A 24,359-nucleotide genomic window follows, 5' to 3' on the forward strand; every position below is an offset into this window, starting at 1 on the left:
TTCGTGCACCGTACTGAGTTTGAAGACCTGGCTCCCTACGCTCAGGACTATGTCAATCAAGTTCTCCAATCACATTTCGGAGAACCGACGGACATGGTTGTCTGGGACCGTCTTCCACTCAAGGAACACACTGCCACAGCCACGGTTGTTATCGACGACATCCCTTCTGACGAAGCCGTCAAAGAAGAAGAGGAAGCTGCCGGAACACCCGAGACTTCAATCACTGGTCCGGTCTCAATCCGTCAGCTCTCACTCGATCTGAAGAGCCAGAACCGAGACATCGCTGAAGGGACAGAACTGCTGTGGCTGAATGGTCCACTCGAAGGTTCTCCCAGCAGCTGGGTCACCGAGTGGGACGCCGAAACACAAACAGTTCGGTTGGAAACCCCACTGCATGACGCTCCTAACAACGGTGACCAGGTCTTCCTCGGCCCAGGCGAGGTTCTTGTTCAGGGACGTCTGCTATATGCAGAACACTGCCAACACTGTCATGGTGTGACTGGCGATGGAAACGGTTCAACTGCACCGTATCTCAATCCAAAACCGAGAGACTACCGTCTCGGCGTCTTCAAATTCACGACGACCAAAAGAGAAAACCGGGCTGCCCGTGAAGACTTGAGTCGCGTGATTGAGGACGGAATTCCTGGCACCTACATGCCATCGTTCAAATTGCTGACTCAAGAGGAAATGACTTCGATCGTCGAATACGTCCTCTGGTTATCAATGCGTGGAGAACTTGAGTATCAGTTGATCTCACTCATCGCCGATGAAGGATACTCCATCAAAGCGATCCGAGAACGTGTGGCCGACGGTGAGACCTACCAGTCGATTCGCGAAGAATTCATTGAGCGTGTCGACAACCCCGACGAGTTCAACTACGAGGTCGATTCGATCGTGGGTCGAATCGTGAACGACTGGGAATCGAGCCAGACCGAAGAAGCCTTGATTCATCCGATCTCGCCACGTGTCCCATACACGCCGGAATCGATCGCCCGAGGGCGTGAGCTTTACCTCAACGAGAGTTTGAAGTGTGCTCAATGTCACGGCGAAGCAGGCTACGGAAACGGATCGCAAATCTATGCGGTCGCCAAAATGAAAAATGGCGATGACTATCCTGTCCCTGGCCTTCATGATGACTGGGGCAACTTGATCAAGCCGCGAAACCTCCACACCGGGATTTACCGAGGAGGTCGTCGCCCGATCGATTTGTACTCCCGGATTTATGCTGGCATCAAAGGGACTCCAATGCCTCCCTTTGCAACCTTGGTACGACGCTCCGATCCGGATGATCCTTCCTCTCCTTTGACGGATGAAGACATCTGGGATCTGGTCAACTACATCTACAGCATTCCTTTGGATGGGTACCTACCCGGTCAAGATCCAGGAGCATCAGCTTCTGAATCAGAAGGCGTAGCTGTTCATTCGTTCGAATAAGAGTTTGCTTACAATCTTGCAGAGGCTCTTGCCGTGAAGTGGTTTTGGTGTTGTTTCTTTACATTCTGGCCAATTTTGGCCGTCATCGTTTGTCTGGCATCCCCCAGCTTGGGATGGTGGTTCCCGGGAGAGTCTGCATCTCCACTGGGTGAACGAATTGACGACTTGTTCTACATGATTCTGATCATCTCCACGATCACCTTCATCGGAACACAAGCTGGGTTGGCATACGTGCTCTTTCGGGGTGCGGCTGACACCGACAAAGATGCTTCCCACAAAGCTTGGTTTTCACACGGAAGCCACGAGTTGGAAGTGATCTGGAGTGTTGTGCCGGCCTTCATCCTGCTCTTCATCGCTCTGTACCAGATGGACGTCTGGGCTGAGTATCGTGTGAAAGACGCATTCCCACAGCAAAAGATGCAATCGGTTCTCGATCGTCTTGGTCAGGAACGAGAAGCGGATTCGAGTCTCGCACTCGCTGAAGTCACCGCACGACAGTTTGAGTGGCGGATTCGCTACCCAGGATTCGATCCTGAAACTGGTGACTTGCTTCCGCTGATGCCGGAACCACAAGCGACAGATCTTTATGCTGTCAACGATCTTCACTTGCCCTCAAGTTCGCCTGTGATGATCAACTTGAAAACGATGGATGTCCAGCACTCCTTCTTCCTTCCCGAACTTCGCATCAAGCAAGATGCCGTCCCGGGATTGATCATTCCGATTTGGTTGGAAGCGAAGGAACAGCGGACTTACCAGTTGTTGTGTGCCGAGCTTTGTGGCTGGGGTCACTACAAGATGAAGGCACGATTTGTCGCTGAATCTGAAGAAAACTTTCTCAACTACCTCCGCAGACTCCATGAGGAGCAGAATTACGACCGGGTTGAGAAGACAGACGACGGCGCTGCTGAATAACGGATTTTTCTCGAGTTTACTTAGAGATTAGTATTGGAGTGATGCGATGAGTTCTATCGCAGCCACAGCTGGTTCTTCCGATCATGGTCATTCCGCCCATGGTGAAGACCGTCTTGCGCTTTTGAAAGCAGTGCCATTCTGGTCGACTGATCACAAAGTGATCGGCATCCAGTTCTTGTTGACCACCATTCTGATGTTGATGGTCGGTGGAGCTTTGGCACTGGGAGTTCGATGGCAACTCTCGTTTCCTTGGGAAAACATGCCGATCCTGGGTGCTTTGTTCGCCGATGCTGGTGGACAGGTTTCTCCAGAGTTCTACACCATGCTCTTCACGATGCATGCGACTGTGATGATTTTCCTTGTGATCATCCCCGTCCTCGCTGGAGCGTTTGGAAACTTTCTGATCCCGCTCATGATCGGTGCTGACGATATGGCATTCCCACTGTTGAATGCCCTCAGCTACTGGTTCATGTGGCCAGCGATCTTCTGCTTTGGAGCGAGTTTCGTTTTCAACGAAGGCTTTGGACCAAATGCCGGACCTGCTGCGGGTTGGACTTCTTACCCAGCACTTTCTGCGATTGCTGACGCTGCTCCTGGTTCAGGCTGGGCACAATTCTGGTGGTTGCTCGGTGTGACCTTCGTCGGGGTTTCCTCGATGATGGGATCGGTCAACTACATGACCACGATCATCAATATGCGAGCTCCCGGACTGACATTGTTCCGGATGCCTCTGACGATCTGGGGAATGTTCATCACTGCAATTTTGCAGGCGTTTGCTCTTCCCGTTTTGACAGCTGCTGGCTTCATGCTGATGGCTGACCGTGCGATGGGAACCTGCTTCTTCGTCCCTTCAGGTCTGGTCGTCAACAATGCCGCCCCGACTGTTGGTGGTGGTCAAACTCTACTGTGGCAGCACCTGTTCTGGTTCTACTCACACCCTGCTGTGTACATCATGGTTTTGCCTGCGATGGGTATGGTTTCGGACATGCTCTCGTGCATGAGCCGTAAACCGATCTTCGGTTACAAGCCGATGGTTTACTCGCTGGCGGCGATTGCTGGACTGGGCTTCATCGTTTGGGGCCACCACATGTTTATCTCCGGGATGAATCCTGCACTCGGAATGACGTTCATGGTTTCGACAATCATGATCGCCCTGCCCTCAGCCGTGAAAGTCTTCAACTGGATTGGAACAATCTGGGGCGGACGGCCGGTGTTTAACGTGGTCTTTCTGAACTGCGTCGCATTCATCAGCATGTTCATCGTTGGTGGACTGTCCGGAATCTTCATGGCAGCTGTTCCGGTCGACATTTACATCCACGACACGTACTTCATTGTCGCCCACTTCCACTATGTGCTCTTCGGAGCAACGCTCTTCGGAGTCTTCGGAGCGATTCAGTTCTGGTATCCGAAGATGTTCGGACGGTACATGAGCGAAGGCTGGGGCAAACTCCACTTCTTCCTGACGTTCGCTGGCTTCAACGGAACCTTCTTCCCAATGCACATGTTGGGTGTCGCAGGGATGCCACGTCGTTACGCGGACCCTTACTTGTACCCATATCTTGAACACCTGTTGCCGCTTAACCAGTTCATGACGATGAGTGCTTGTGTGATGGGCTTCGCTCAGTTCATTCTCATTGGGAATATCATCCTGAGCTGGTTCTTCGGCAAGAAGGCTGGACGGAACCCATGGAATGCGAATGGCCTCGAATGGGCGACTCCATCGCCTCCCGGCCACGGAAACTTTGATGTTCCACCGATCGTGTATCGCGGCCCTTACGAGTACTCGCACCCGGATCGTGATTCCGACTTCTGGCCACAAACAGAACCGCCAGCAGCTCCGAAACCTGCTCCCCAACCAGACCCAGAGCCAGCACCGGCTTAGTCGAATTACCAGCCCAACTCGCTGAATAAGATCGGCTCAACAATTCCCGGTCGACTTCGAGTTGGCTCAGCTTCATTCATCACCCACTGATCTTAAAGCATTACGAACTCAAAACTGTCTTCATGGCTGAATCGTCCGCGTCAACCCGATTTCATCGCTTCGCGATCTCCACGCTGTGCGTGGCGATGGTGACGCTGGTGTTTGGCGCTTTAACCACGTCCAAGAATGCAGGCATGGCGTTTCGAGACTGGCCAACTTCAGATGGTCAGGCGATGCTCACCTATCCGTGGTTGTCGGACTTCGCCCGCAATTGGGACAAGTTCCTCGAACATGGACATCGACTCGCTGGAATGTTGATCGGTGTCTGGTCCATTGCATTGGTCAGTGCAGCCTACTCATTCAATCAAAGTCGACCTGTCAAGATGTTGTCAGTGGCGATTCTCATCGGCGTCATTTGTCAAGGATTGCTCGGCGGATTTCGCGTCCAGCTTGACGAACGTGGGTTGGCAATGCTTCACGGCTCCTTTGCTGCGATTGTTTTTTCGCTCATGGGAGCAGCGATCGTGATCACCAGTCCCGGCTGGAATTCACCCGAGACTGAAACATCAAGCGGTCAAATGCGAATGATGAAAATCCTCGCGATCGCAATCGTCATCATTCTTGCGTTGCAATATCTGCTGGGAGGACTCATTCGCCATCGCGGAACGGGTCTTCACGAGCACCTTGGCCTTGGGATTCTGTCCCTGGCGTTGATCTTCTTCAATTTCATCAATTGCGGAGGATCATCGAGCCGGTGGCTCCGCCGATCCGCAATGATTCTGGCACTTATCGCGTTCGGTCAGGTTGTGCTTGGTGCCGGCGCCTGGATCTTTCGATTTGGGTTTGCCCCGATGGGATACGTTGCCGTTTCCGATTCGATTCAACAGGTCACGCTACGAACCGTTCATACAGTTTGGGGTATCGTGACATTTCAATATGCGATTGTTCACCTGCTGCGTGTCCTTCGCGTTGATCATCTTTCGATCTTTGACCGAGAAGAACCTGTCGTGCTTCGTCGTCAGGATCAACAACTCGTGACAGAGGGAGGTCCTAAATGAGCACTTCTGTCGCGAATCCCGTTGCTCCTTCAAAAGTTTCACAGTCCGCTGCCGACTTGGAACACGTGGACGTTCAATTCTCCCTGAGTAAACTCTGGGCCAACTATCGCGATCTGGCCAAGCCCAAAATCGCCTTGATGGTTTTGTTCTCCATGGGAGTCGGCTACCTGCTCGGCTCTGCCGGAGAATGGACGCTTTGGCCACTTTTAAATGCCAGCGTTGGTGTTTTTCTGGCCGTCGTCGCGTCGAGTTGTTTCAATCAAGCGATTGAAGCCACAACCGATTCCCGAATGGCTCGAACGAGAAACCGTCCGATCCCATCCGGAAAGGTCACCGTCCAACAGGTCTACTTGATCGCAAGTGTCTGTTCGGTTGTCTCCTTCTTGTATCTCGCACTCACGGTCAACATGTTGACTGCGGTTCTCACCCTGGGAACAACGGTTCTCTATGCAGCTCTTTATACACCGCTGAAACGCTACTCGGTTTTGTGCACAGCAGTTGGTGCCATTCCCGGAGCTGCTCCGCCAGTGTTGGGCTGGGTGGCAGCAGGCGGGCAACTGAACATGGTTGCGTTTTCGCTGTTTGCAATTCTGTTTGTCTGGCAGTTCCCGCACTTTCTGGCGATTGCTTGGATGTATCGCGATGAATACCTGCGTGCTGGCCTCAAAATGGTTCCGGGCTCAGGTCGGGAACACATGGTCGGACGCGTCGCGTTCGCGTATTCACTGGTTTTAATTCCAATCAGTCTTCTTCCACACCATTACGGGTTGGCGGGAGACTTCTATGCGGCGGTCGCTCTGGTTCTGGGATTCATTTATGCAGGTTCTTCACTGAAGTTTGCAATGGATGAGTCACGGCAGCAGGCACGTCGTGTTCTGTTTGCATCGCTGTTCTATCTTCCGGGAGTATTGCTGGCCCTGGCCTTCGATCACCTCCGGCTGTTGAGTTAGTACGAGTTGTCTGAAATTGATGCGGACTTGAGTTCCGCGATTGAGGTAATGATTCATGTCTCACGAACATCATCCACCTGCCCTCAAAATGGGATTGCCAATTCCCAATTCCAAGCTTGGTATGTGGCTGTTCCTCGGCACAGAGATCATGTTCTTCACCGCATTCATTGGTACATACATCGTTTTGTACTTTGGATCGGTGGACGCGAACGGTCGTAGCGCGTGGCCTACAGACACTCACGTCACCCACATCAACATTCTCGCTGGTGGACTGAACACGTTCATTCTGATCGTCTCCAGCTACTTCGTGGTTGTCGCACACGAAGCGATGACGCTCAAAGACTTTGTGAAAGCCCGCAAGTTCCTGTGGATGACGTTCGCACTCGCGTGCGTGTTCCTGGGAATTAAGTCTTATGAGTACTACGGGAAAATCCATTACGACATTCTCCCTGGTCACATTCCGGAAACGGCAGAGCAGTCGGTTCAAAAGTTTCAGAACAATCTGAGCGACACACTCGACCGAAAATTGAATGATCTGATCCCCGGCGATGTTCCTCTGCACATCAAGCAACTCGAAGTTCCAACTGCGATCCAAGACGCAGAAGGGGAACGACTGATTCAACTGAAAGCTTACTCAGCCCTGCATTCAGAGTTCCTGCAGATTCGCGAAGCAATTTCGGCAGACAAGCTGTCGATGGAGCAAGCGAAAACGAAGCTCAAAGAATTGCAAGAGGATGAAACCTACGGACATATCGTCTCCGGACTTCGTGTTTACGAACCGATTGTCTACGGGAATCTTTTCTCGTCGACTTACTTCCTGATGACAGGTTTTCACGCGATCCACGTCATCGTTGGAATGATGCTGTTCGGAGCGGCTCTTGCGGTCGGGACCAAGCTGGACGAAAAGTGGACCGACTGGGTGGAGAACAGTGGACTGTATTGGCACTTTGTGGACCTGGTCTGGATCTTTTTGTTCCCGCTGCTTTACATCATTCCCGGAAACATTGGCCAGTAACAACTTGAAAGCGGTCTGATGGATCACGCTCACGACGATTCCCACCCACACGTTAATTACTTCGGCGTCTTTCTCGCTCTGTGTGTCTGCACAGCGATTTCAGTCGCTTTCGACCTGATCGAGATCTCACCAATCCTGTTGGTGGTGCTCGTGCTGGCGATTGCGTTGGCCAAAGCGCTGTTTGTGATGACTTACTTCATGCACCTCAAATTTGAGGGGCGATGGAAGTTTGTGGTTCTGGCCCCCACAGCCGTTCTCGCGGTTGGTCTCATGATCGCGCTCGCTCCTGACATGGCGATGCATTACTACACAACAGACACACCTCAATCCAAAATGGTTGTCGTCACTCACGGCGGAGACGGACATCACTCTGAAGATGGCGAGGAAGGCCATCACGACGAGGAAGATCACGGAAGTCATTCGAGCGACCACTAAGGACCGTCGAGAGATTGTCCTGTCGAGTTTGCTAAAGCTCCTCTCGAACTGACCCGCTTTCGGCCCTTTGCCTGCATCTGATCTGGCAAAGCCTTCAGAGGAGTGATGATGTCGATTGTCCACGTTGAACAGTTGGAGCATTCCTACGGCGATCGTCATGCGCTTGCGGGCGTCAGTTTTGACGTCGAACAAGGGGAAGTCTTCGGCCTCCTCGGCCCAAACGGAAGCGGCAAATCGACACTCTTTCGTGTCCTCTCCACGCTTCTCCCCCGGCAAAAGGGGATCGCAACGGTCAACGGGTTTGACGTTTCAGAACAGTCTGATGACGTCCGTCGCTCGATCGGAGTGACATTCCAATCGCCGAGTCTCGATCTCAAATTGACGGTCGGCGAGAACCTAAAACATCACGGCAAGCTATACGGGCTGAGCGGCAATCTTCTCAACGAGAGGTGTCGCGAAGTCATGTCTCGTTTGGGTGTCGCTGACCGCGAACGCGACTACGCAGAAACGCTCTCTGGCGGACTCAAACGACGCGTCGAAATTGCAAAAACGCTGCTTCACTCTCCCAGAGTTCTACTGCTCGACGAACCGAGTACCGGGCTGGATCCCGGTGCTCGACACGATCTCTGGGCGACCCTCTTCGATTTGCGAGAGGAAATGAACGTCACAATTCTCGTGACGACTCATCTCATGGAAGAGGCAGACCGCTGTGACCGACTGGGAATCATCGACCTCGGAGAGATGATCGCTCTCGGAACGCCGAATGAACTTCGATCGAAAGTTGGCGGCGACTCGGTCACGATCCAGGGAGACAAGATCGAGTCGCTGGCGGATGAGCTTCGGGAAAAGTTCGCGTGCGAGGTTCAGGTTCTCAATGAGGGACTTCGGATTGAGCATGAAAATGGCCACGAACTTCTGGCACAGATTGCGATCGAATACCCGGGCAGATTTCGTTCGCTCACGCTTGGAAAACCGTCCCTGGAGGATGTTTTCGTCAAGCTGACAGGACGCGGACTGGTCGAAGCGGGAGAGGTTTCATGAGTTCCGATCAGAACTCGAATGAGGTACCACAATCATCTTTCTGGCTGGCGAGCTGGACACTTGCCGTTCGAGAAGTCATTCGCTTCGTTCGCCAGCGGTCACGATTGATCGGTGCGATCGGACAACCGATTGTGTTCTGGATTCTGTTTGGAGCTGGGCTTCACGGAGCGTTTCAGCTTCCGGGAGTTGAGGACACGCAGAGCATTTCCTTTCAGGAATACTTCCTGCCGGGAATCGCGGTGTTGATTGTCCTGTTCACGTCGATCTTTTCATCAATCTCCGTGATTCAGGATCGCAACGAAGGATTTCTTCAGGGGGTCCTTGTCGCGCCGGTCCCGCGTTCTGCAATCGTTATGGGAAAAGTGCTAGGCGGGTCTATCCTAGCCATGATCCAGGCAGCTCTGTTCCTCGTTATCGCGCCGCTGCTTCACTGGATCGGTCTGGCACCCGCGATGAACCTGGCTTCGTCAATTTCCGGAATGGTCGGAGCCACCTTGTTTTTGGCACTGATCGCCATAGGATTGACTGGTTTGGGTTACTTGTTTGCCTGGAAGATCAACTCAGTCCAAGGTTATCACGGCGTCATGAGTTTGGTTCTTCTGCCGATGTGGCTTTTGTCCGGTGCGTTTTTTCCGGGGACCGGGAGCGTCTGGATGAGTTGGCTGATCCGCCTCAATCCACTGACCTACGGAGTGGCAGGTTTGAGACGCTGCCTTGTCACCGACCCAGCAGTGCTTCAAGTGCTCCCACCGTTTTGGGTCTGCCTCAGCGTGACCCTGTTGTTTGCAGCGATCTGTTTGTCTGTGGACGTTTTCATTACCCGACGTGATCCCGCAGTTGCATCATGACTTCCCCATCGCATACAGAGTTTTTCATTAAAGCGTTCGTGTTGCTCGTCGCTCTTCTCGGTCCGTGCCAGACGATTTGCGGACAAGAGCCGGAAGAGACACCTGCAGAAATTGTCATCGAACCCGGGACAAAGCTGCCTCTCACTTTTCGTGATGGAAAAGACGGGGAATACCGAGTCTGGAATCCTGAAAAGGTCGATGACTTTACGCTCGTTGACCAAACCGGAACTCCATTCACGAACGAAGATCTCCTCGGGAAACCATGGATCGTCAACTTTGTGTTCACACGCTGCAGCTATCAGTGCCCGCTGACCTGCAAAACGATGATGGAGTTCAACAAACGTATCTCCGACGTCGATTGCCGCATCGTCACGATCACTGTCGATCCGGAACACGATGACGTCGAGCGGATGCAGATCTATTCGGAGATCTGGGGGGCTGATCCGGAACGCTGGATCTTTGCAACCGGAGAACCGGAGGTCGTGTGGGATCTCATTCGTAAGGGCTTCAAAATCACAGCTTGGGAGAATGTTGGGACAGAACGCGTTCCAGGAATGGAGTTCGCCCACGACAATAACATCATCCACATCAGCGCCGACGGGGAAGTTCTGGGGCGTTACGACTCCGTCGTGGCTGACGAAATGACGACACTCAAAAAAGTCCTCGAAGGAGACATCGAAACTCCAGAGGAACACCGACCGACAGCAGTTTCCGGTCACGACGAAGACAGCGTCACAATTCGTGAATTCCTCGAAGGCGATCAGCCTGGACCAGCGAACCCGCTCGACAAGTTGCCGGAATGGGCAAAGCGACTGCCGGGCGTGAACGCGATGCTGAACTCGCTGGCCACAGTCTTGCTGATTCTCGGGTACATCTTCATCAAAGCTGGATTCACGTCACTCCACAAGAAGTCGATGCTCTTTGCCTTCGGAGTTTCAGTCGCATTCCTGGCCTGCTATCTCTCTTATCACTTTGCCCTGCACTACTACGCAGACTCTCCCGGGAAGCCGTTTGAAGGAACCGGGACGATTCGGACCGTTTACTTTTCGATTTTGATCAGCCACGTCATTTTAGCTGCACTTGTCCCAGTTTTGGCAATAGTCACCATTATCAAGGGGCTGAGAGCCTCTTGGGATTCTCATCGTCGGTGGGCGCGTGTTACGTTCCCGATTTGGCTGTACGTCTCTGTGACAGGTGTTATCATTTATTGGATGCTTTACCGCCTCTAGAGATCACATTCTCTGGTGGGCAGCGAGCCATTCGAACGAAGCTGATTCCATCAGCTCAATTGATCGCAGAGCACTGAACACCTAGTGAACAGCCCGCTTGAGATTACTGACAATCGACGCGACTTAGATCACTTGTGGGGACATCATCAGATCCAACCGAATTTGGTGATCTCCAACTTTGAAACGGAAGAGCCACAGTCATGACTCGTTTTCTGAAAGCAATGCTCATCGCACTGGTTCTCGTCGGAGGTCTGGGTGCTTCGCGTGCAGCAGAAGCCTGCCCCATGTGTGCCGTTGCAAATGAAGACGGAAAAGATGAAGTGGCGAACGCTCGTCCCCGTGCTTACATGTACAGCATTCTCTTCATGCTTTCGATGCCCGCGACGATCTTCACCGTCTTCGCTGTTACCTTCTACCGGCTTTCTCAGAAGCAAGCTGCGATGAACGAAGAATCACTCGCACTGCATCGAGACGATCCCTCAGGCGGATCTTTTGAGTCACTCGATTCCTAGAGCAAGTTGCTCTTTCCTGTGCACTCGCTTGAACTCTTTGATCAGATAAAAGGCTGAGTTTGATCGTGCGAGTGAGTGCGTTTTCTGTCGAAGGTTCTTCGCGAACTTCAGCGTGAAGATTTCATGAGCAGGAAGCCAGCTACGAAAACCGTGAGCAGAACCGCCCCGTATTGCATGGGCGTCAGGTTTTCCCAGAAGTCGAACGCGTAGCGCTTGTAGGTGCGCAGATATTGACCGATCGACATGGCGAGAATGAGATGCATCGTTGTGGCTCGAAGCAAGGCATGTGGGGAAAGTGTTCTCAACTCTAATTCGTGAAACACTTCTCGCAGGCAGAGTTGCTGGAAGAGTCGTGGAATCCAGCGGAATGTTTGCTTCAACCGCTACAACCTCACCAACTCTTTGATCAGTTCGGTTGCCCCATACTCGACGCGGCTCAAAAGTGGATCACTTGAATGTCGACTTGCTGCGCAGCGTGTGATGATATGCCTGTGCGAACCGGTGCGATTCGTCCCGAACATACTGCAACAATCTGAGTGCGTACGAGTGCCGACTGAGTCGATGAGGTTCCGATTCTCCCGGGACGTAGACTTCCTCTTCTCGTTTCGCCAGCGAAATCGTGAACGGTGGATCGATATCGAGGGCTTTCATCGCTTGCAGGGCTGCATTCAGTTGCCCTTTACCTCCATCGATGAGAAGAATGTCCGGAAAGGCATCGCCATCTCGTGAAAGCCGCGAGAGCCGGCGACTGACGACTTCTCTCATCGACGCAAAATCGTCGACGCCATCGACCGTTCTGATTTTGAATCTCCGATACCCATGCTTGAACGGTAACCCGTCGATGAACTGCACAAGGCTAGCCACCGTTTCGCCCCCCTGCAGGTGAGCGATGTCGACGCCTTCAATCACACGCGGGACTTCTGGCAGGTCGAAGACTTTCTTCAGACCTCTCAATCCTTTCTGAGGATCGATGTAAAAGACTTCAGGCTGTTGATGGTCTTCCAGGTTGCCTCGCAGGTTGAGGTTTTCGAGAGCATGGATTTCGTCTCGAATCCGGGCAGCTTTCTCAAACTTCAGTTCTTTCGATGCTGCCTGCATATCTCGTCGCAGTTCTGCGATGAGGCGAGTCTTTTTGCCATCCAAAAACATCCGCAGCCGACGAATGTCCTCGCGATACTCCTCCTTGGAGATTCGCAAATTGCAGGGAGCGGTGCATTGGTTGATGTTGGCCAGCAGACACGGACGGAACCAGCGCCAACGTTCGTCTTCTTCCTGGATGTCGAGAGGGCAGGTCCGGAATTTGAAGATCTTCTGCAGGACCGCAATGGTGCCCCTGAGCTTCTTGGCCGAAGTGAATGGCCCGTAAAGCTTGACGCCCTTTGACTCCGGCTTCCGAGTGAATTCGACTCGCGGAAACTCTTCGCCGATGCGGATTTGAAGATACGGGAACGTCTTGTCGTCTTTCAGCTCCTGATTGAATCTTGGCTGAATGTCCTTAATGAGTCGTGATTCCAGCAGCAGCGCATCGACTTCGGAATCGGTGACGAGAAAATCGATGTCGGCAATTTCAGGAACGAGGTTCGCCGTTCTCATTTCCGTCGCAGCTGCGGACGTGAAATAGCTTCCCGCGCGGCTGCGAAGATTGACCGCTTTGCCGACGTAGATGACCCGCCCGAGCCGATCTTTCATCAGGTACACACCCGGCTTCTGCGGAAATGTCCTGACTTTATCGTGGGGCGGAGTCATCGGCTGGGGTACCGGTGAACTGGTTTGATCGCTGTTTTCTCGTTCCATGACGTGGCAATTCTACGGCTTCCAGGAAGCAGAAGTCACGTCGTTTGTTGAGACTGCGACGGCATTTTTCGAACCGTCGCGTGTCGTTCAGCGATCGCAAGCGGAATCACACACGTTTCTCGAGAACGAGTCATCGCCAAAGTCTACTCAGAGGCTGTAGCGGTCTCTCGTTTTGAGCTCGCTGCTTCAAACTCATCCACCATGGTGGTATCGACAACACAACGGAATCCATTGTGGAAACTGCTGGACGTGATTTCGCCCCGCATGCGTGCTCCAGTCCGATAACCGGTGCAGCTGTTGATGTTGCACAGGAACGATCCCCCGCGCTGGACTCGCTTGATAATCCCAGGTTCTTGAGGATCAACACTGAACGGAGGGCCTTGTGGATTTCGCAGAGGCGAGTTGGAGTAGTAGTCGATGTGGAAGTAATCCTGGCACCATTCCCAAACGTTCCCCGCCATGTCGTACAGCCCGAGTTCGTTCGGTGGATACGCTTTGACGGGCGAGGTTGTCAGATACCCATCCTCATTGAGACGGTTCGTCGGGAATTCGCCCTGCCAGAAGTTCGCCATGTACTCCCCGTCCGGGACGAGTTCATCTCCCCACGGATAAAGAACCTCTTTGCCCCCGCTGCGGGAGGCGTATTCGAATTCTGCTTCGGTCGGGAGACGTTTCCCTGCCCAATTGCAGTAAGCGACGGCATCGTCCCAAGTGACGTGAACAACCGGATGATCCATGAGATCATCGATATTCGTGTCCGGTCCGCCGGGTTGTTTCCAGTTGGCTCCGTCGACGACCATCCACACCTGATACTCCCAGTTGGGGATACCGGTGACGAGTGAGTCGGCATCGAACTTGGAATTGAAGCACATCGAGCCAGCTTTCAATGCTTCATCCGGGATGAGGCTGACATCCGCTCCGCTCTTGGCAAAGTCTTCGCGAGTCGGAACTTTTTCGGCGAATGTTACGTAGCCTGTCGCATCGACGAATTCCTGAAACTGTCGATTGGTGACAGGTGTGGTGTCCATCCAGAACCCATCGAGTTCGACATCGTGAGCAGGATACTCATCCGGTTTGATCCGATTTGGGTTTTCTTCTCCCGGTTCGGGAAAGGAATCGATGCCCATGCGGAAACGTCCGCCCGGGACCCAAACCATTCCCTCTGGTGCAGGTCGTGGTGCTTCCACAATGAGCGGGCTCGTGTCGACCGAAGGTTTCGATTGGACAGGTTCCGGTTTCGAAGAGTTCGCCTTGGCGGCAGGTGCATCGGGCGGTTCAGCGCCAAAATCGTCGTTGCGTGTCGTCGCATTCGAACCAGTGGGAGCCAGGACGGCAGCCAGCAGCAGACAGCTGACCACAATCGTCGCAATCAAAAGGGAGTACACACTTTTCATGGAATGACGATGCAGTTTGGGGAGATGTCTGAATAAAATCGCTTTTCATCATAGGAATCTGCGACGCAATTGTCTTCCATTTCTTTCGGATTGCTTCGAGTTCCGAGCGCCAGCTGTATAATGATTCCGTACGAATCGATGAGGGACAGCTTCTCCATCGTGGAGTTCTGTCGAGTTTGAAAACCGCGTTTTCGAGTTCCTCGATTTTACAGTTTCCATCCACCAGGTTGAAAGACAACACGTGTCAGACTCTGTTGATCCCAAATACCAGTCGGGCGCACCAGACGATCCGAGTGTTCACGAATGGGGCGATGTCATCATCAGTTCGGACACTCGTCGGGACAATCGTATCCCACCCGGTCAGACGCGAACAAAGAAGTGGCCGGTGCTTCACTATGGACATGTTCCGAAAATTGACTTGAAGACGTGGCGGCTTCAAATTGACGGATTGGTCGACAGCCCGCTGACGTTCACGCTGGAAGAGTTTCAGAGTTTGCCGCGTGTGAAAGTCTTTTCTGACTTTCATTGTGTCACGCGGTGGTCGCGAATCGGAAATCTGTGGGAAGGTGTTTCCGTTCGCCATTTGATGGAGCTTGCCGGAGTTCAGGATGCTGCGAAATTTGTGATCGCGACAGGCTACGATTCAGGCTGGACGACCAATTTGCCGCTCGCTGACTTCGATGTCGAAGATGCGTTGCTGGTCGATCGTCACGACGGACTCGAGTTGGACGCAGATCATGGCGGCCCCGTGCGACTGGTTGTTCCGAAGCTTTACGCCTGGAAGAGCGCTAAGTGGCTTAAGAAATTGACGTTTCTCGCGGAGGACAAGCCGGGGTATTGGGAGCAGGTTGGCTATCACCTTCACGGCGATCCCTGGATCATCAATCCGCAGAATCCCGATGGAGAACGTTTTCGCGATGATCCCGGCTGGCAAGGCGGACGTCGTGAATAGGTTCCCAATTCGGTGAAGCATCGTCGTCTTACCAGTCGTCAGTGCCTCACCGTTCAGCCCATACGGGCGATGATCCTGAAAGGACCGTTTTTGAGGAATAGAGCAGATCTAACAGTTCTCCACCGAAAATTCTGAAGAACTGGACGTCGCATATTCGGAAAAACTGTCAGTGCATTCTCAGCTTTGAAATGATCAGTTTATTCCCTGTCGAGAATCTCATTGCGGGTCAACATTCTCAACGAAATAAGGGACAGTGAAGACTCAGCCGAGCAATGGGGTGCGTGCATCCAGTGGCTCGCGGATTCACGAATTGATTTTGGTTGGAGCGCTCCTTAAAGTCATGAACGGACATTTTTCGTCCATTCATGGTGCAGCCGGCGCCTTTTGCATTTACGCCCTTTCGCACAACTGGTCATCCGATGAAGAGAATTGCTTCCAGTAAAATTCGAATCGCTTGTCTGGCCGTCGTTTCATTCGCCGGTCTCATGCGAACCTCGGAAGCTCAAGTCTCGCGAGGATTCGACAGAACCGTCGAAGCAAACGCGTTGTTCGCTGAAGTCGTTCGACAGCCCAGCTTGTGGGTCATGGAAGTTCAACTGAAGCCCATTCGCATGGTCTGGCTCGACACCAAAGATCCTGTGACCGGCGAAGTCAAACCGACGGAAGTCTGGTACATGGTCTGGCGAGCCATTAATCGACCGCTTCCACCAGGACGTACCGACGATTCGCAGGCAGTGAACACTCTCGATCCTCTTCCAGGACCGATGCAATTCATCCCACAGTTCACACTCGTCACTTACGACAGCAAAGACTCGGAAGTCCCCAGCCAGATCATTGTTGATTCTGTCTTGCCGATGGCTGTGAAGAAGATCGAACAACTCGAACGACGCACTTCTTCGACCCTCCTGAACACTGTTTCCGCAGTTCAGGATGTGCCATCGATTGTTGAACCAGATTCCGATGATCAGCCTTGGATTTATGGCGTTGCCACCTGGACCGGAGTCGACCCGACCACCGACTTCTTCAAAGTCATTCTGCAGGGATTCTCGAACGGGTACGAAAACCGATCCGACGATCCTGAGAATCCAGAACTGTGGCGGAAGGTCATCATCCAGGAATTCTACCGTCCTGGTGACGAATTCGACCCGAGCATCGTCGAATTCCAGTACGTCGGACAACCGATGTGGACGTACCAGCCCGACTCAAAACAGCCTGCTGCAAACGCTCAGTAGAAACTGTCACATTGCGGTTGCATCTGGCAGCCGCACGCCGGCTGGACAGATTGAAGCTGAGGCGAGAAAACCGTTTCAACGAAGATCGCTTCAGCGGAGAATCGTGCTACTGCTCTTCATCTGATTCCTCGGTCGTTTCAGGGACCTTGCTCACTTCGACCTGAATCGATTTGCCCGGGCCATTGGCTTCGACGACACGGAACTGGTAACCCTCCCACTGGCATTCATCATCGACTTCCGGGAAGCGTTCGAACTCTTCATAGAGAAGCGCCGCGATCGTCAACAGCCCGTCGTCGCGATCTTCGTAGTCGAACCCGACTCGCTGGCCGAGATATCGCAGCGTCGTCAGCCCCTCAGCGAGAAATCGATTCTCGTCGACTTGAAGAACCGGTTCACGATCGAGAAGTCGTCGCGCGCGACTCGATTCCGGATTCAAGAGCGTATCGACGATGTCATCCTCTGTGATCACGCCAATCGTCTCGCCGAACTCATTGACCACGACGGCGGCATTCAGGATTCGAGTTCGTAGAGTTGAAAGCGTGGCGGAGACGCGGCCACACCACGGCACGTAGACCACTTCCTCGGAAATTGCTTCGAGGTTTTTCTCAGGGATCGTGCTGACGTCTCCGAGCGGAATGAAACGGCTGATCGATTCAGTGCCCGGGTCCATTAGAAAGACATATTCAGTACCGGGACCGAACTGCTTGAGTTGAGCGAGGTCGACAGGCGGATGGCAGGTCGCGAATGTGCCTCGCGGACGCATGAGCTCTTCGGTTCGCATTTCCGACATCTCGAGAATTCGCCCGAGAATCTTTTGTTCCAGCAAAGCCAGATCTCCACCAACTTCTGACGAGTCGACCGCACGTTCGATATCCTCAACGTTCAGGTATGGCTCCATCTTCAGCGATGGTGCGATTGCTCGGCGGAACGCGAGTGTCAATGTGCCCAAGGCGGGGAGAATCGGAGAGATCGCTCTGACCGCCAGTGCCAATGGCCAACTCGCTGCGATCGCAATTGAATTCCGCAGATTGACTGCGATGCTTTTGGGAAAAATCTCACCAAACAGAATCATTCCCACGAGAGCAAACAGACTCAATGCCCCAGCAGCTGTCGGATGTCCTGAAGCGACAAGTTTCTTAGCAGTCACGAAACTGATCGCGAAGTAAGTCAGGTTGATGATCAAATTCCAGAACAAGACGACCGTCAATAGCCGGTCGGGTTGCCGCAACAGAGCGGCAGCCAAACGTGCACTGGGACCTCCGCTTTTGAGACGCCTGATCTCATCACGCGTCAGATAGAAGAGTGCTGTTTCACTTCCAGAGAAGAATCCAGAACCGAGAATCAACAGCCCCATCAGGATGGCGCCGGGTGTCCAGATTGATGATGTGTTCAGGAACTCGCTCATCCACGATCGTTCGTTGTCCTCCCCAAAGCAACGTCGAACGCACTCACCGCTGGAACGAGCATCGCAGCGACGGTGAATCCGAAGGGAACAACAACAGCCATGCAGACTGCTGCAGTGTCGTTCAGCAGGAAGCTGACGATCGCATAGAACGTCAGGAATGGCAGCAACCAGGCACTCGTCGTCAGGGCTGTCGATGGATTCTTATGAGTCAACGAAGACCACAGCCCAAGACCGCCGCCGAACATGAAGAACGAGAACGGCACGAACTGAAGCGCGAACGATTTTCTCGCTTCCACAATCAACAGCATGCACACGAACACTCCGACGAACAGAAAGAAGAGTGTTCCCAAGCTGTTCATGATCGCAGACCGCGAATTGCTGAACGTGAGGCCAGAATGAAGTCCCAACGTGGTGGCGAAGACGACAAGTGTCAGATATCCGAGAAGGAGGAAGATCAGACCTTCCAAGTTGTACTGCCCCTGTGCCCAGGCCATCACGGCGAACACGATTGGGACGACGATAACTTCCTTCATATTGAACAACGCACCGCCGAGTTTGCCGAAGATGAACTCTTTCGCGGTCACTTCCGTCACGAGGAGCAACTCGAGCGTCTGGCCATCGCGTTCGGACGTCAGCGAAGTCACTGCCTGTGCGTTGACGAGGAAGAGTGCCAGCAGGGAGAGCAAAACGAATGCGACCCCGGAAGCGGTCATCACACCTCGGATGAGAGGAGCATCTTCCGGAACTCCCCGCAGCCAGACGAGACACGCAACGGCCACAAGAAAATAGGCAGCCTTAATCAGACCAACTCGGTTTCCATAGGCGTGTGTACAGATTTCCCTCCAGATGATCGGAGTTTCCCAAATCGTCCGGGAAGCTCGAACTGCTGTCGTTGCTCGGTCCAGTTCTTCTTCGACTTCTTGTGCTTCGACTCTCTCAGCGACAGATTGAACATCCGTCAACGCATCAGTGTTCTGATTGCCGGGGGCGACTTCTTCCTCGACCGTGGTCTGGAAGACCGCTCTCGTTGGATTCCAGATGCGGACTCTCAGACAGGTATAAATCCACAGAGCAGTCGCCAGTCCCAACAGACTCAGCGATGAATGAATCGCTAAACTCGACGCACTTTCTCCATCCACTCTGGATGCCAAGGGGCGCAACAGTGTGGACAGTGCGTGAAATGGATTGAAGCTCAGAAAGAACCGTCCGATCACTGTCTCGGTTCCGATCAGTGTTCCGAGAATCTGAACGGTCCCCAGAAAGATTCCGGCACCCATCAGTGTGATCGCAATCGTCTGAAAGGTCTTGTCTCTCCAGAAGGCAACCAGTGCTCCCCAACTTCCGGCAGCGAGAGCAGCCACGACGCACAAGATCTCAAACCAGACGATCTGATCGATCGTAATCCCGCCCAGAATTGTCAGTGACGTGAGGATCGGGATCGAAACCGCAATCATCGTGAACACCGGAAGTAGCCCCGCCAGCGTCTTACCGATGACGAGTTCCGTGTTCTTCAAATCGGTCATCAGCAACAAAATCAGCGTGCGTCGGTCTTTCTCCTGCGAGACATTTCCCGCAGCGAACAGCAACGATGCTCCCGTGACGATGAGCAGCTGCACAAAGCAAATCAGGTCGAAAACGAAGACCGAAAACCGAGAGATGTCACCGATTCCGCGAGGAATTTCGCTCGCGAAAGTGCTCTGTGAACAGGTGAACATCAAGACACACATCGCAGCAGCGTAGCCAGCTCTCAATCCGAAGTGCTGATATTTGCGGGGAGCGGTCGTCAGTTCTCGTGTGACAATGGGACCAGCAAGCACGGGGAAACTTTACTATCTCGGAGAATCTGGCAGGGAACGCTGAACGATGGAGCGGAGTATAAGCCGTGCTGAATTGATTGGCTATGAGGGGGCGTTCAGAATTTCAAAGCGAGAGTTGATCAACTCCTCTCGAATTCGTTGAAACTACTACCGTAGATACATACAGTGCTCAGATGAGTTCTTGTTCGAATATTCCATTTTTTCCCAGCGAACAGGAACTTTGAGTCGTGATTAAAGACTGGCTGAGTGGTCAGTTGAACCACACGACGAAGGATCTTTTTTTAGTCTTCATGCCTTCTTCATACTCATTCGGTTTGTGAGGAGCTCAGGCTCCCGAACATTGCCAGGAAATCCAATGTCAGATTCTGTCATCGAGATTCGCAATCTCTCGAAGGTCTACCGCGACTTTTGGGGTCGTGCAAAAGTTCGTGCGTTGAACTCATTGAGCCTGGACGTCAAACGTGGCGAAGTGTTCGGCTTACTCGGTCCCAATGGATCGGGAAAAACAACCACGCTGAAGCTCTTGCTGGGACTTCTCTTTCCGACAGAAGGCCAAGTGCGAATTCTGGGTGAGCCCGCTCACGACGTGGAGAAAAACGAGCGCATCGGATACCTCCCGGAAGAGTCATACCTCTACCGCTTCCTGAACGCCGACGAAACACTCGACTTTTACGGCAAGCTTTTCAAGATGACCAAAGCGGAGCGACGCGAACGACGTGACGCTCTGATCAAGCGAGTCGGACTCGAACACGCCCGCCGACGTCAGTTGAAAGAATATTCTAAGGGAATGACGCGAAGAATTGGTCTCGCACAAGCTTTGATCAATGACCCGGATCTGGTCCTGCTCGATGAACCGACCAGTGGTCTCGACCCGCTCGGAACAGCGGACATGAAAGAGATGATTCGCGAACTGAAAAACGAAGGCAAGACTGTCGTCATGTGCAGTCACCTTCTCGCGGACGTCCAGGACGTTTGCGATCGAATCGCGATTCTGTACCGCGGCGAACTGAAAGTGATCGGAAGCGTTCAAGAGCTTCTCGAAGCGAAAGAAGAGACCCAACTCGTCACCAGTTCGCTCGACGATGCCACAATTCGCGAAGTCGAAAGTGTTCTTCAGAAACACGGAGCGAACCTCAAGAGTTTCTCTCACCCGACCTCGACACTCGAAGAACTCTTCCTGCGAACCGTCAAGGAGAGCGAAGCCCGTCCTGGTCGTCGATTCGAACCAGGGGAACGTCCATCAGCGACCACGGAATCCTAGTCCAGTCTTCTTGAACCTGAATCGTCGCTCCTCGTTCGCTTCGCAGAGAGTTAATCATGGCTGTTGAACCACCAACATTTCAATTGGGGCTGGCCCTGCTGTATTGGCTGGCAGCGTTCGCCTCCTGCTGCGTGATGGGACTGCTTGTCGGTTTCGTTGCATCACTTGTCTCCTATGGCCGCAACGGTCCGCGAGTCTTTCGCTCGACGTTGTACCGCGGCTTTCAGGATCTCGTGAAAGTTTCCTGGCAACGCTGTCAGGCCCTCGCATCGCTCACATTCAAGGAAGCCACCAGTCGGAAAGCATTTCTGATTGGCTTCCTGTTCATTCTGCTCTTCATGTTCGGAGGCTGGTTCCTCTCGGAATCGAATGTTGAAAAGCCTGCGATGCCTTACATCACCTTCGTGATGTCCGCGATTTATTTCCTTCTGAACATCATGGCCCTGTTGATTGCCTGCTGGGGCCTGCCTGCTGATATCAAAGCTCGTTCGCTGCACACGGTCGTTACAAAACCGGTGCGACGCAGCGAAATTGTTCTTGGCCGAATGATGGGATACTCAACCGTCGTCCTGATCGTCCTGGCGGTCACGTCGATCTTCGGGTACTTCTGGATTCAACGACAGGTCCCTGAGCGCGCCAAGGATCAGCTGATCGCTCGTGTCCCGGTTTACGGAGAGATCCGTTTCCTGAGCCGCTCCGGTCAACCGGCTAAGTCGCTCACCAACGTCGGAGATTTGTGGGACTACCGAACCTACGTGGAAGGTCTCACACAAGCCCGTGCGATCTGGGAGTTTGACAACCTCAACGTCTCCGAACTTCGACGACAAGGATATGTCCGCCTGGAACAGTCTTTCGAGGCATTTCGAACATTCAAAGGCGACGTGTCGGAGCAGGTCCGTTATCGAATCACACTCCTCAACCCGGAATCCGGGCTGCGAGTCCCGATGCCCGAATCTTATGACGTCAACGAGTTCAGCGAAGACCCGGAAGCATCGGTCGTGATCATTCCGGAAGAACTCACCTACGTCGAATCTTACGACGTCGACGCGGAAGAGAAGACCGTCAATCTCTTTGACGATGTCTTCGACGGCAACTCACTCACTGTCGAAATCGCTTGTATCGAGAACGAGCAGTACCTCGGGGTTGCCCGGGGCGACCTATTCGTCCGGATGCCGGACCGAAAGTTCTACGTCTCATATATCAAATCGATCGTCGGACTCGGCCTGATGTTGATCCTCGTCGTCGGACTCGGAACGACGGCAAGTTGCTTCCTGAAAGGTCCTGTGTCGACATTCCTGACAGGCAGCCTGATTGTTCTCGGAAATGTTTTCTACGAGTTCGTCAAAGACGTCTACAGCCAAAAAGTCGTGCAGGGACGAGTCTTGGGTGGGGGCATGTTCGAGTCGATGTACCGGCTCGTGACCCAGATGAACATGCAATCACCACTTCCCGACAATGTCGGAACGGATATTATTAAATTCCTCGACGAACGAGTCTTCAATCTGCTCTTCGTCGTGAACGCGGTGATTCCGAATTTCACGTACTTTAATACCAATCAGTACACCGCGAACGGTTTCGATGTCCCCTGGATGGGAGCATTGGTTCCGAGCTTTTTGATTACGGTCGGTTATTTGATTCCTCTCATTATTCTCGGTTATTTCAGTCTTCAACTGCGGGAGCTTGAAAGCAAATGAACCAACTCACCGTTCGCCAACGGAAAATGGTTTATGCCGTTGTGGCTGGTCTTCTCATCGTTCCGATCGTGTTTCTCGGCGCCCCCGCTGGCGAAGAAACTCGATCCGGTGGAAAGATTTCCCAACTTCGTTACGACTACGAACTTGGTGAAACAAGCCTCGGCAAAGTGGACCCAACCAGTGCCACAATGAACCTCGTCCTGCTCGGATTTCGAGGAGTTGCCGCCAGCTATCTCTGGCAGCAAGCCGAGCACTACAAGATGACGAAAAACTTCGCCCAGCTACGCGACACCGTCGAGTCAATCATCCTACTGCAGCCCCACTTCAAAACTGTGTGGGAGTTTCAGGCGTGGAACCTCGCGTACAACGTTTCTGCCGAGTGTGATGCGGTCTCCGATCGATATCGATGGGTGAAACAGGGCGCGAAGTTTTTGATTCGCGGAACTGAACGAAACAAGAAAGTTCCTGAGCTCCAATTCGGAACCGGCCAGTTCATCGGCTCCAAACTCGGTCTAGCGGACGAACGCGACGTCTACCGCAAGTTCTTTGTCAGCGATCCTGACACAGACCTCTGGGGTGGTGGTCCCGACGAAGAGCTGAACCCGGAAGGCAAGGACAACTATCTCGTGGCCCGCGACTGGTATCTGAAAGCGAACGATACCCTCGAAGAACCGGGAGTCGAACAGCATCGTATGGATCTCGCGCTGTTTCTGGCTTACCCATACCGGGCTCTGATCGACCACGCCAAGAACTTTCAGAAGGACGGTGTGGCATCGCAACTCGATGACGACACCACAGTTCAAGGTGAGCAGTCACAAGCCCAGCGCGACGAAACCTACAATGCCTGGGCAGCGGAGTGCCAGCAGAAATGGGCGGATGCCTACGACGAGTGGACCAACATCTACGGGATGAAACGGATCGAATCGAGCGGCGGTGGAACAATTGTCCTCGAGATCGACGACGATGCGGATTCAGTGCTCGAAGAACTCGCTGAAAAAGACGACATGACCTTCGAGGACAAATCTCGATGGCGTGACCGGTATCGCAAGACGACTTCCTATCCATACTGGAAACGACATTGCGAAATTGAACGTCGTGATGAAATGACCCGTGCCCGTTACTACCTGGCGGAAGGGCGTCGGCTGTATCGCAACATTCAGGACTTCGAAGGGTCGCGGAAGTACCTGGAAGAAGGTCTTGCTCTTCTGGAGTCTGTGTTCCAGCAGTACGACACTCAGCAAGGCTACAACGTGATGATCATCGACGAAGGTGACACCGTTGAAGAAGCCCTGAAAGCAATGCTGATCTGGCGACAGGTCCTTGAACTTCTGGGTGAACCAATTCCTGAGGACTATCCGCTCAAGCGACTTTGGGAAGATCCGAACTTCGAATACCAGCGAGAAGACCTCAACCAACGCTTCCTGCAATGGCAAGGTTAACAAGCGGTACTCAAAT

The 24,359-nt window shown here is 53.1% G+C and carries 22 protein-coding genes; 16 read left to right on the forward strand and 6 right to left on the reverse strand.

Translation table 11 applies throughout. The features are described from left to right. Nucleotides 1-3: 3 nt before the first annotated feature. The 11 genes from AB1L42_RS12780 (at nt 4) to AB1L42_RS12830 (ending at nt 11,355) form a co-directional block, all read left to right on the forward strand. Nucleotides 4-1,434 carry a cytochrome c gene (locus AB1L42_RS12780; protein ID WP_367055815.1) on the forward strand — a complete coding sequence of 477 codons (1,431 nt, stop codon included), beginning with the start codon at nt 4-6 and terminating at the stop codon, nt 1,432-1,434. A gap of 33 nt (nt 1,435-1,467) precedes the next feature. Continuing rightward, nucleotides 1,468-2,346: a cytochrome c oxidase subunit II gene (locus tag AB1L42_RS12785; RefSeq protein ID WP_367055820.1), complete on the forward strand. Its 879-nt coding sequence runs from the start codon at nt 1,468-1,470 to the stop codon at nt 2,344-2,346. Between the two features lie 46 nt (nt 2,347-2,392). Continuing rightward, entirely contained in the window at nt 2,393-4,228 is a 1,836-nt protein-coding gene (locus tag AB1L42_RS12790; RefSeq protein ID WP_367055824.1) for a cbb3-type cytochrome c oxidase subunit I, read from the forward strand. Nucleotides 4,229-4,350: 122 nt separating this feature from the next. Next, nucleotides 4,351-5,325 carry a COX15/CtaA family protein gene (locus AB1L42_RS12795; protein ID WP_367055827.1) on the forward strand — a complete coding sequence of 325 codons (975 nt, stop codon included), beginning with the start codon at nt 4,351-4,353 and terminating at the stop codon, nt 5,323-5,325. Next, the gene (cyoE, locus tag AB1L42_RS12800) at nt 5,322-6,275 is read left to right on the forward strand and encodes a heme o synthase (RefSeq protein WP_367055832.1); all 954 of its coding nucleotides are present in this window, start codon (nt 5,322-5,324) and stop codon (nt 6,273-6,275) included. Before AB1L42_RS12795 ends, cyoE begins: the two co-directional genes overlap by 4 nt. A 55-nt stretch (nt 6,276-6,330) precedes the next feature. Further along, nucleotides 6,331-7,290, forward strand: a complete 960-nt coding sequence (locus tag AB1L42_RS12805) for a cytochrome c oxidase subunit 3 (RefSeq protein WP_367055837.1) — start codon at nt 6,331-6,333, stop codon at nt 7,288-7,290. A gap of 18 nt (nt 7,291-7,308) precedes the next feature. Next, entirely contained in the window at nt 7,309-7,725 is a 417-nt protein-coding gene (locus tag AB1L42_RS12810; protein ID WP_367055840.1) for a cytochrome C oxidase subunit IV family protein, read from the forward strand. A 105-nt stretch (nt 7,726-7,830) separates the two neighbouring features. Then, entirely contained in the window at nt 7,831-8,766 is a 936-nt protein-coding gene (locus tag AB1L42_RS12815; protein ID WP_367055844.1) for an ATP-binding cassette domain-containing protein, read from the forward strand. After that, nucleotides 8,763-9,614 carry an ABC transporter permease gene (locus AB1L42_RS12820; RefSeq protein ID WP_367055849.1) on the forward strand — a complete coding sequence of 284 codons (852 nt, stop codon included), beginning with the start codon at nt 8,763-8,765 and terminating at the stop codon, nt 9,612-9,614. The genes AB1L42_RS12815 and AB1L42_RS12820 overlap by 4 nt, the downstream gene beginning before the upstream one ends. Beyond that, nucleotides 9,611-10,843 carry a DUF420 domain-containing protein gene (locus AB1L42_RS12825; protein WP_367055855.1) on the forward strand — a complete coding sequence of 411 codons (1,233 nt, stop codon included), beginning with the start codon at nt 9,611-9,613 and terminating at the stop codon, nt 10,841-10,843. The genes AB1L42_RS12820 and AB1L42_RS12825 overlap by 4 nt, the downstream gene beginning before the upstream one ends. 200 nt (nt 10,844-11,043) lie before the next feature. After that, entirely contained in the window at nt 11,044-11,355 is a 312-nt protein-coding gene (locus AB1L42_RS12830) for a hypothetical protein (protein ID WP_367055860.1), read from the forward strand. A 107-nt stretch (nt 11,356-11,462) separates the two neighbouring features. Here the strand turns inward: AB1L42_RS12830 and AB1L42_RS12835 are convergent, their stop codons facing one another. From AB1L42_RS12835 to AB1L42_RS12850, 4 genes are all read right to left on the reverse strand, one after another. Next, nucleotides 11,463-11,735 carry a hypothetical protein gene (locus AB1L42_RS12835; RefSeq protein WP_367055863.1) on the reverse strand — a complete coding sequence of 91 codons (273 nt, stop codon included), beginning with the start codon at nt 11,733-11,735 and terminating at the stop codon, nt 11,463-11,465. A 67-nt stretch (nt 11,736-11,802) separates the two neighbouring features. Next, complete coding sequence (locus tag AB1L42_RS12840) at nt 11,803-13,149, reverse strand: excinuclease ABC subunit UvrC (RefSeq protein WP_367055868.1); 1,347 nt, start codon at nt 13,147-13,149, stop codon at nt 11,803-11,805. A 143-nt stretch (nt 13,150-13,292) separates the two neighbouring features. Then, nucleotides 13,293-14,543 (reverse strand): SUMF1/EgtB/PvdO family nonheme iron enzyme, encoded by a 1,251-nt coding sequence (locus AB1L42_RS12845; RefSeq protein ID WP_367055872.1) that lies wholly within the window; start codon nt 14,541-14,543, stop codon nt 13,293-13,295. After that, on the reverse strand, nt 14,540-14,701 hold the full coding sequence (locus AB1L42_RS12850) for a hypothetical protein (RefSeq protein ID WP_367055875.1): 162 nt from the start codon (nt 14,699-14,701) through the stop codon (nt 14,540-14,542). Before AB1L42_RS12850 ends, AB1L42_RS12845 begins: the two co-directional genes overlap by 4 nt. 83 nt (nt 14,702-14,784) lie before the next feature. On the opposite strand from AB1L42_RS12850, the gene AB1L42_RS12855 reads away from it, so the two are divergent. Both AB1L42_RS12855 and AB1L42_RS12860 read left to right on the forward strand, forming a co-directional pair. Next, nucleotides 14,785-15,495 carry a sulfite oxidase-like oxidoreductase gene (locus tag AB1L42_RS12855; RefSeq protein WP_367055878.1) on the forward strand — a complete coding sequence of 237 codons (711 nt, stop codon included), beginning with the start codon at nt 14,785-14,787 and terminating at the stop codon, nt 15,493-15,495. Between the two features lie 485 nt (nt 15,496-15,980). Further along, complete coding sequence (locus tag AB1L42_RS12860; protein WP_367055881.1) at nt 15,981-16,727, forward strand: hypothetical protein; 747 nt, start codon at nt 15,981-15,983, stop codon at nt 16,725-16,727. A gap of 106 nt (nt 16,728-16,833) precedes the next feature. On the opposite strand, the gene AB1L42_RS12865 is transcribed toward AB1L42_RS12860, so the two are convergent. Further along, nucleotides 16,834-18,132 (reverse strand): CNNM domain-containing protein, encoded by a 1,299-nt coding sequence (locus tag AB1L42_RS12865; RefSeq protein ID WP_367055885.1) that lies wholly within the window; start codon nt 18,130-18,132, stop codon nt 16,834-16,836. Continuing rightward, nucleotides 18,129-19,949: an ABC transporter permease subunit gene (locus AB1L42_RS12870; RefSeq protein WP_367055888.1), complete on the reverse strand. Its 1,821-nt coding sequence runs from the start codon at nt 19,947-19,949 to the stop codon at nt 18,129-18,131. Before AB1L42_RS12870 ends, AB1L42_RS12865 begins: the two co-directional genes overlap by 4 nt. A gap of 355 nt (nt 19,950-20,304) precedes the next feature. Between AB1L42_RS12870 and AB1L42_RS12875 the strand changes: the two genes are divergently transcribed. Genes AB1L42_RS12875 through AB1L42_RS12885 form a run of 3 tightly spaced genes read left to right on the forward strand, consistent with a single transcriptional unit; the run spans nt 20,305 to nt 24,343 of the window. Next, nucleotides 20,305-21,210 (forward strand): ABC transporter ATP-binding protein, encoded by a 906-nt coding sequence (locus AB1L42_RS12875; RefSeq protein ID WP_367055891.1) that lies wholly within the window; start codon nt 20,305-20,307, stop codon nt 21,208-21,210. A gap of 56 nt (nt 21,211-21,266) precedes the next feature. After that, nucleotides 21,267-22,904: a hypothetical protein gene (locus AB1L42_RS12880; protein ID WP_367055893.1), complete on the forward strand. Its 1,638-nt coding sequence runs from the start codon at nt 21,267-21,269 to the stop codon at nt 22,902-22,904. Beyond that, nucleotides 22,901-24,343 carry a hypothetical protein gene (locus AB1L42_RS12885; protein ID WP_367055895.1) on the forward strand — a complete coding sequence of 481 codons (1,443 nt, stop codon included), beginning with the start codon at nt 22,901-22,903 and terminating at the stop codon, nt 24,341-24,343. The genes AB1L42_RS12880 and AB1L42_RS12885 overlap by 4 nt, the downstream gene beginning before the upstream one ends. Nucleotides 24,344-24,359 lie beyond the last annotated feature (16 nt).

Source organism: Thalassoglobus sp. JC818 (genome assembly GCF_040717535.1).
Classification (GTDB): domain Bacteria; phylum Planctomycetota; class Planctomycetia; order Planctomycetales; family Planctomycetaceae; genus Thalassoglobus.

Excerpts from the sequence above, each read along its gene's own strand:
- AB1L42_RS12790 (WP_367055824.1), top strand. The coding sequence starts at position 2,393 with ATGAGTTCTATCGCAGCCACAGCTGGTTCTTCCGATCATGGTCATTCC.
- AB1L42_RS12795 (WP_367055827.1), top strand. The coding sequence starts at position 4,351 with ATGGCTGAATCGTCCGCGTCAACCCGATTTCATCGCTTCGCGATCTCC.
- cyoE (WP_367055832.1), top strand. The coding sequence starts at position 5,322 with ATGAGCACTTCTGTCGCGAATCCCGTTGCTCCTTCAAAAGTTTCACAG.
- AB1L42_RS12805 (WP_367055837.1), top strand. The coding sequence starts at position 6,331 with ATGTCTCACGAACATCATCCACCTGCCCTCAAAATGGGATTGCCAATT.
- AB1L42_RS12810 (WP_367055840.1), top strand. The coding sequence starts at position 7,309 with ATGGATCACGCTCACGACGATTCCCACCCACACGTTAATTACTTCGGC.
- AB1L42_RS12815 (WP_367055844.1), top strand. The coding sequence starts at position 7,831 with ATGATGTCGATTGTCCACGTTGAACAGTTGGAGCATTCCTACGGCGAT.
- AB1L42_RS12820 (WP_367055849.1), top strand. The coding sequence starts at position 8,763 with ATGAGTTCCGATCAGAACTCGAATGAGGTACCACAATCATCTTTCTGG.
- AB1L42_RS12825 (WP_367055855.1), top strand. The coding sequence starts at position 9,611 with ATGACTTCCCCATCGCATACAGAGTTTTTCATTAAAGCGTTCGTGTTG.
- AB1L42_RS12830 (WP_367055860.1), top strand. The coding sequence starts at position 11,044 with ATGACTCGTTTTCTGAAAGCAATGCTCATCGCACTGGTTCTCGTCGGA.
- AB1L42_RS12840 (WP_367055868.1), bottom strand. The coding sequence starts at position 13,149 with ATGGAACGAGAAAACAGCGATCAAACCAGTTCACCGGTACCCCAGCCG.
- AB1L42_RS12845 (WP_367055872.1), bottom strand. The coding sequence starts at position 14,543 with ATGAAAAGTGTGTACTCCCTTTTGATTGCGACGATTGTGGTCAGCTGT.
- AB1L42_RS12850 (WP_367055875.1), bottom strand. The coding sequence starts at position 14,701 with ATGGAGAAGCTGTCCCTCATCGATTCGTACGGAATCATTATACAGCTG.
- AB1L42_RS12860 (WP_367055881.1), top strand. The coding sequence starts at position 15,981 with ATGCGAACCTCGGAAGCTCAAGTCTCGCGAGGATTCGACAGAACCGTC.
- AB1L42_RS12865 (WP_367055885.1), bottom strand. The coding sequence starts at position 18,132 with ATGAGCGAGTTCCTGAACACATCATCAATCTGGACACCCGGCGCCATC.
- AB1L42_RS12875 (WP_367055891.1), top strand. The coding sequence starts at position 20,305 with ATGTCAGATTCTGTCATCGAGATTCGCAATCTCTCGAAGGTCTACCGC.
- AB1L42_RS12880 (WP_367055893.1), top strand. The coding sequence starts at position 21,267 with ATGGCTGTTGAACCACCAACATTTCAATTGGGGCTGGCCCTGCTGTAT.
- AB1L42_RS12885 (WP_367055895.1), top strand. The coding sequence starts at position 22,901 with ATGAACCAACTCACCGTTCGCCAACGGAAAATGGTTTATGCCGTTGTG.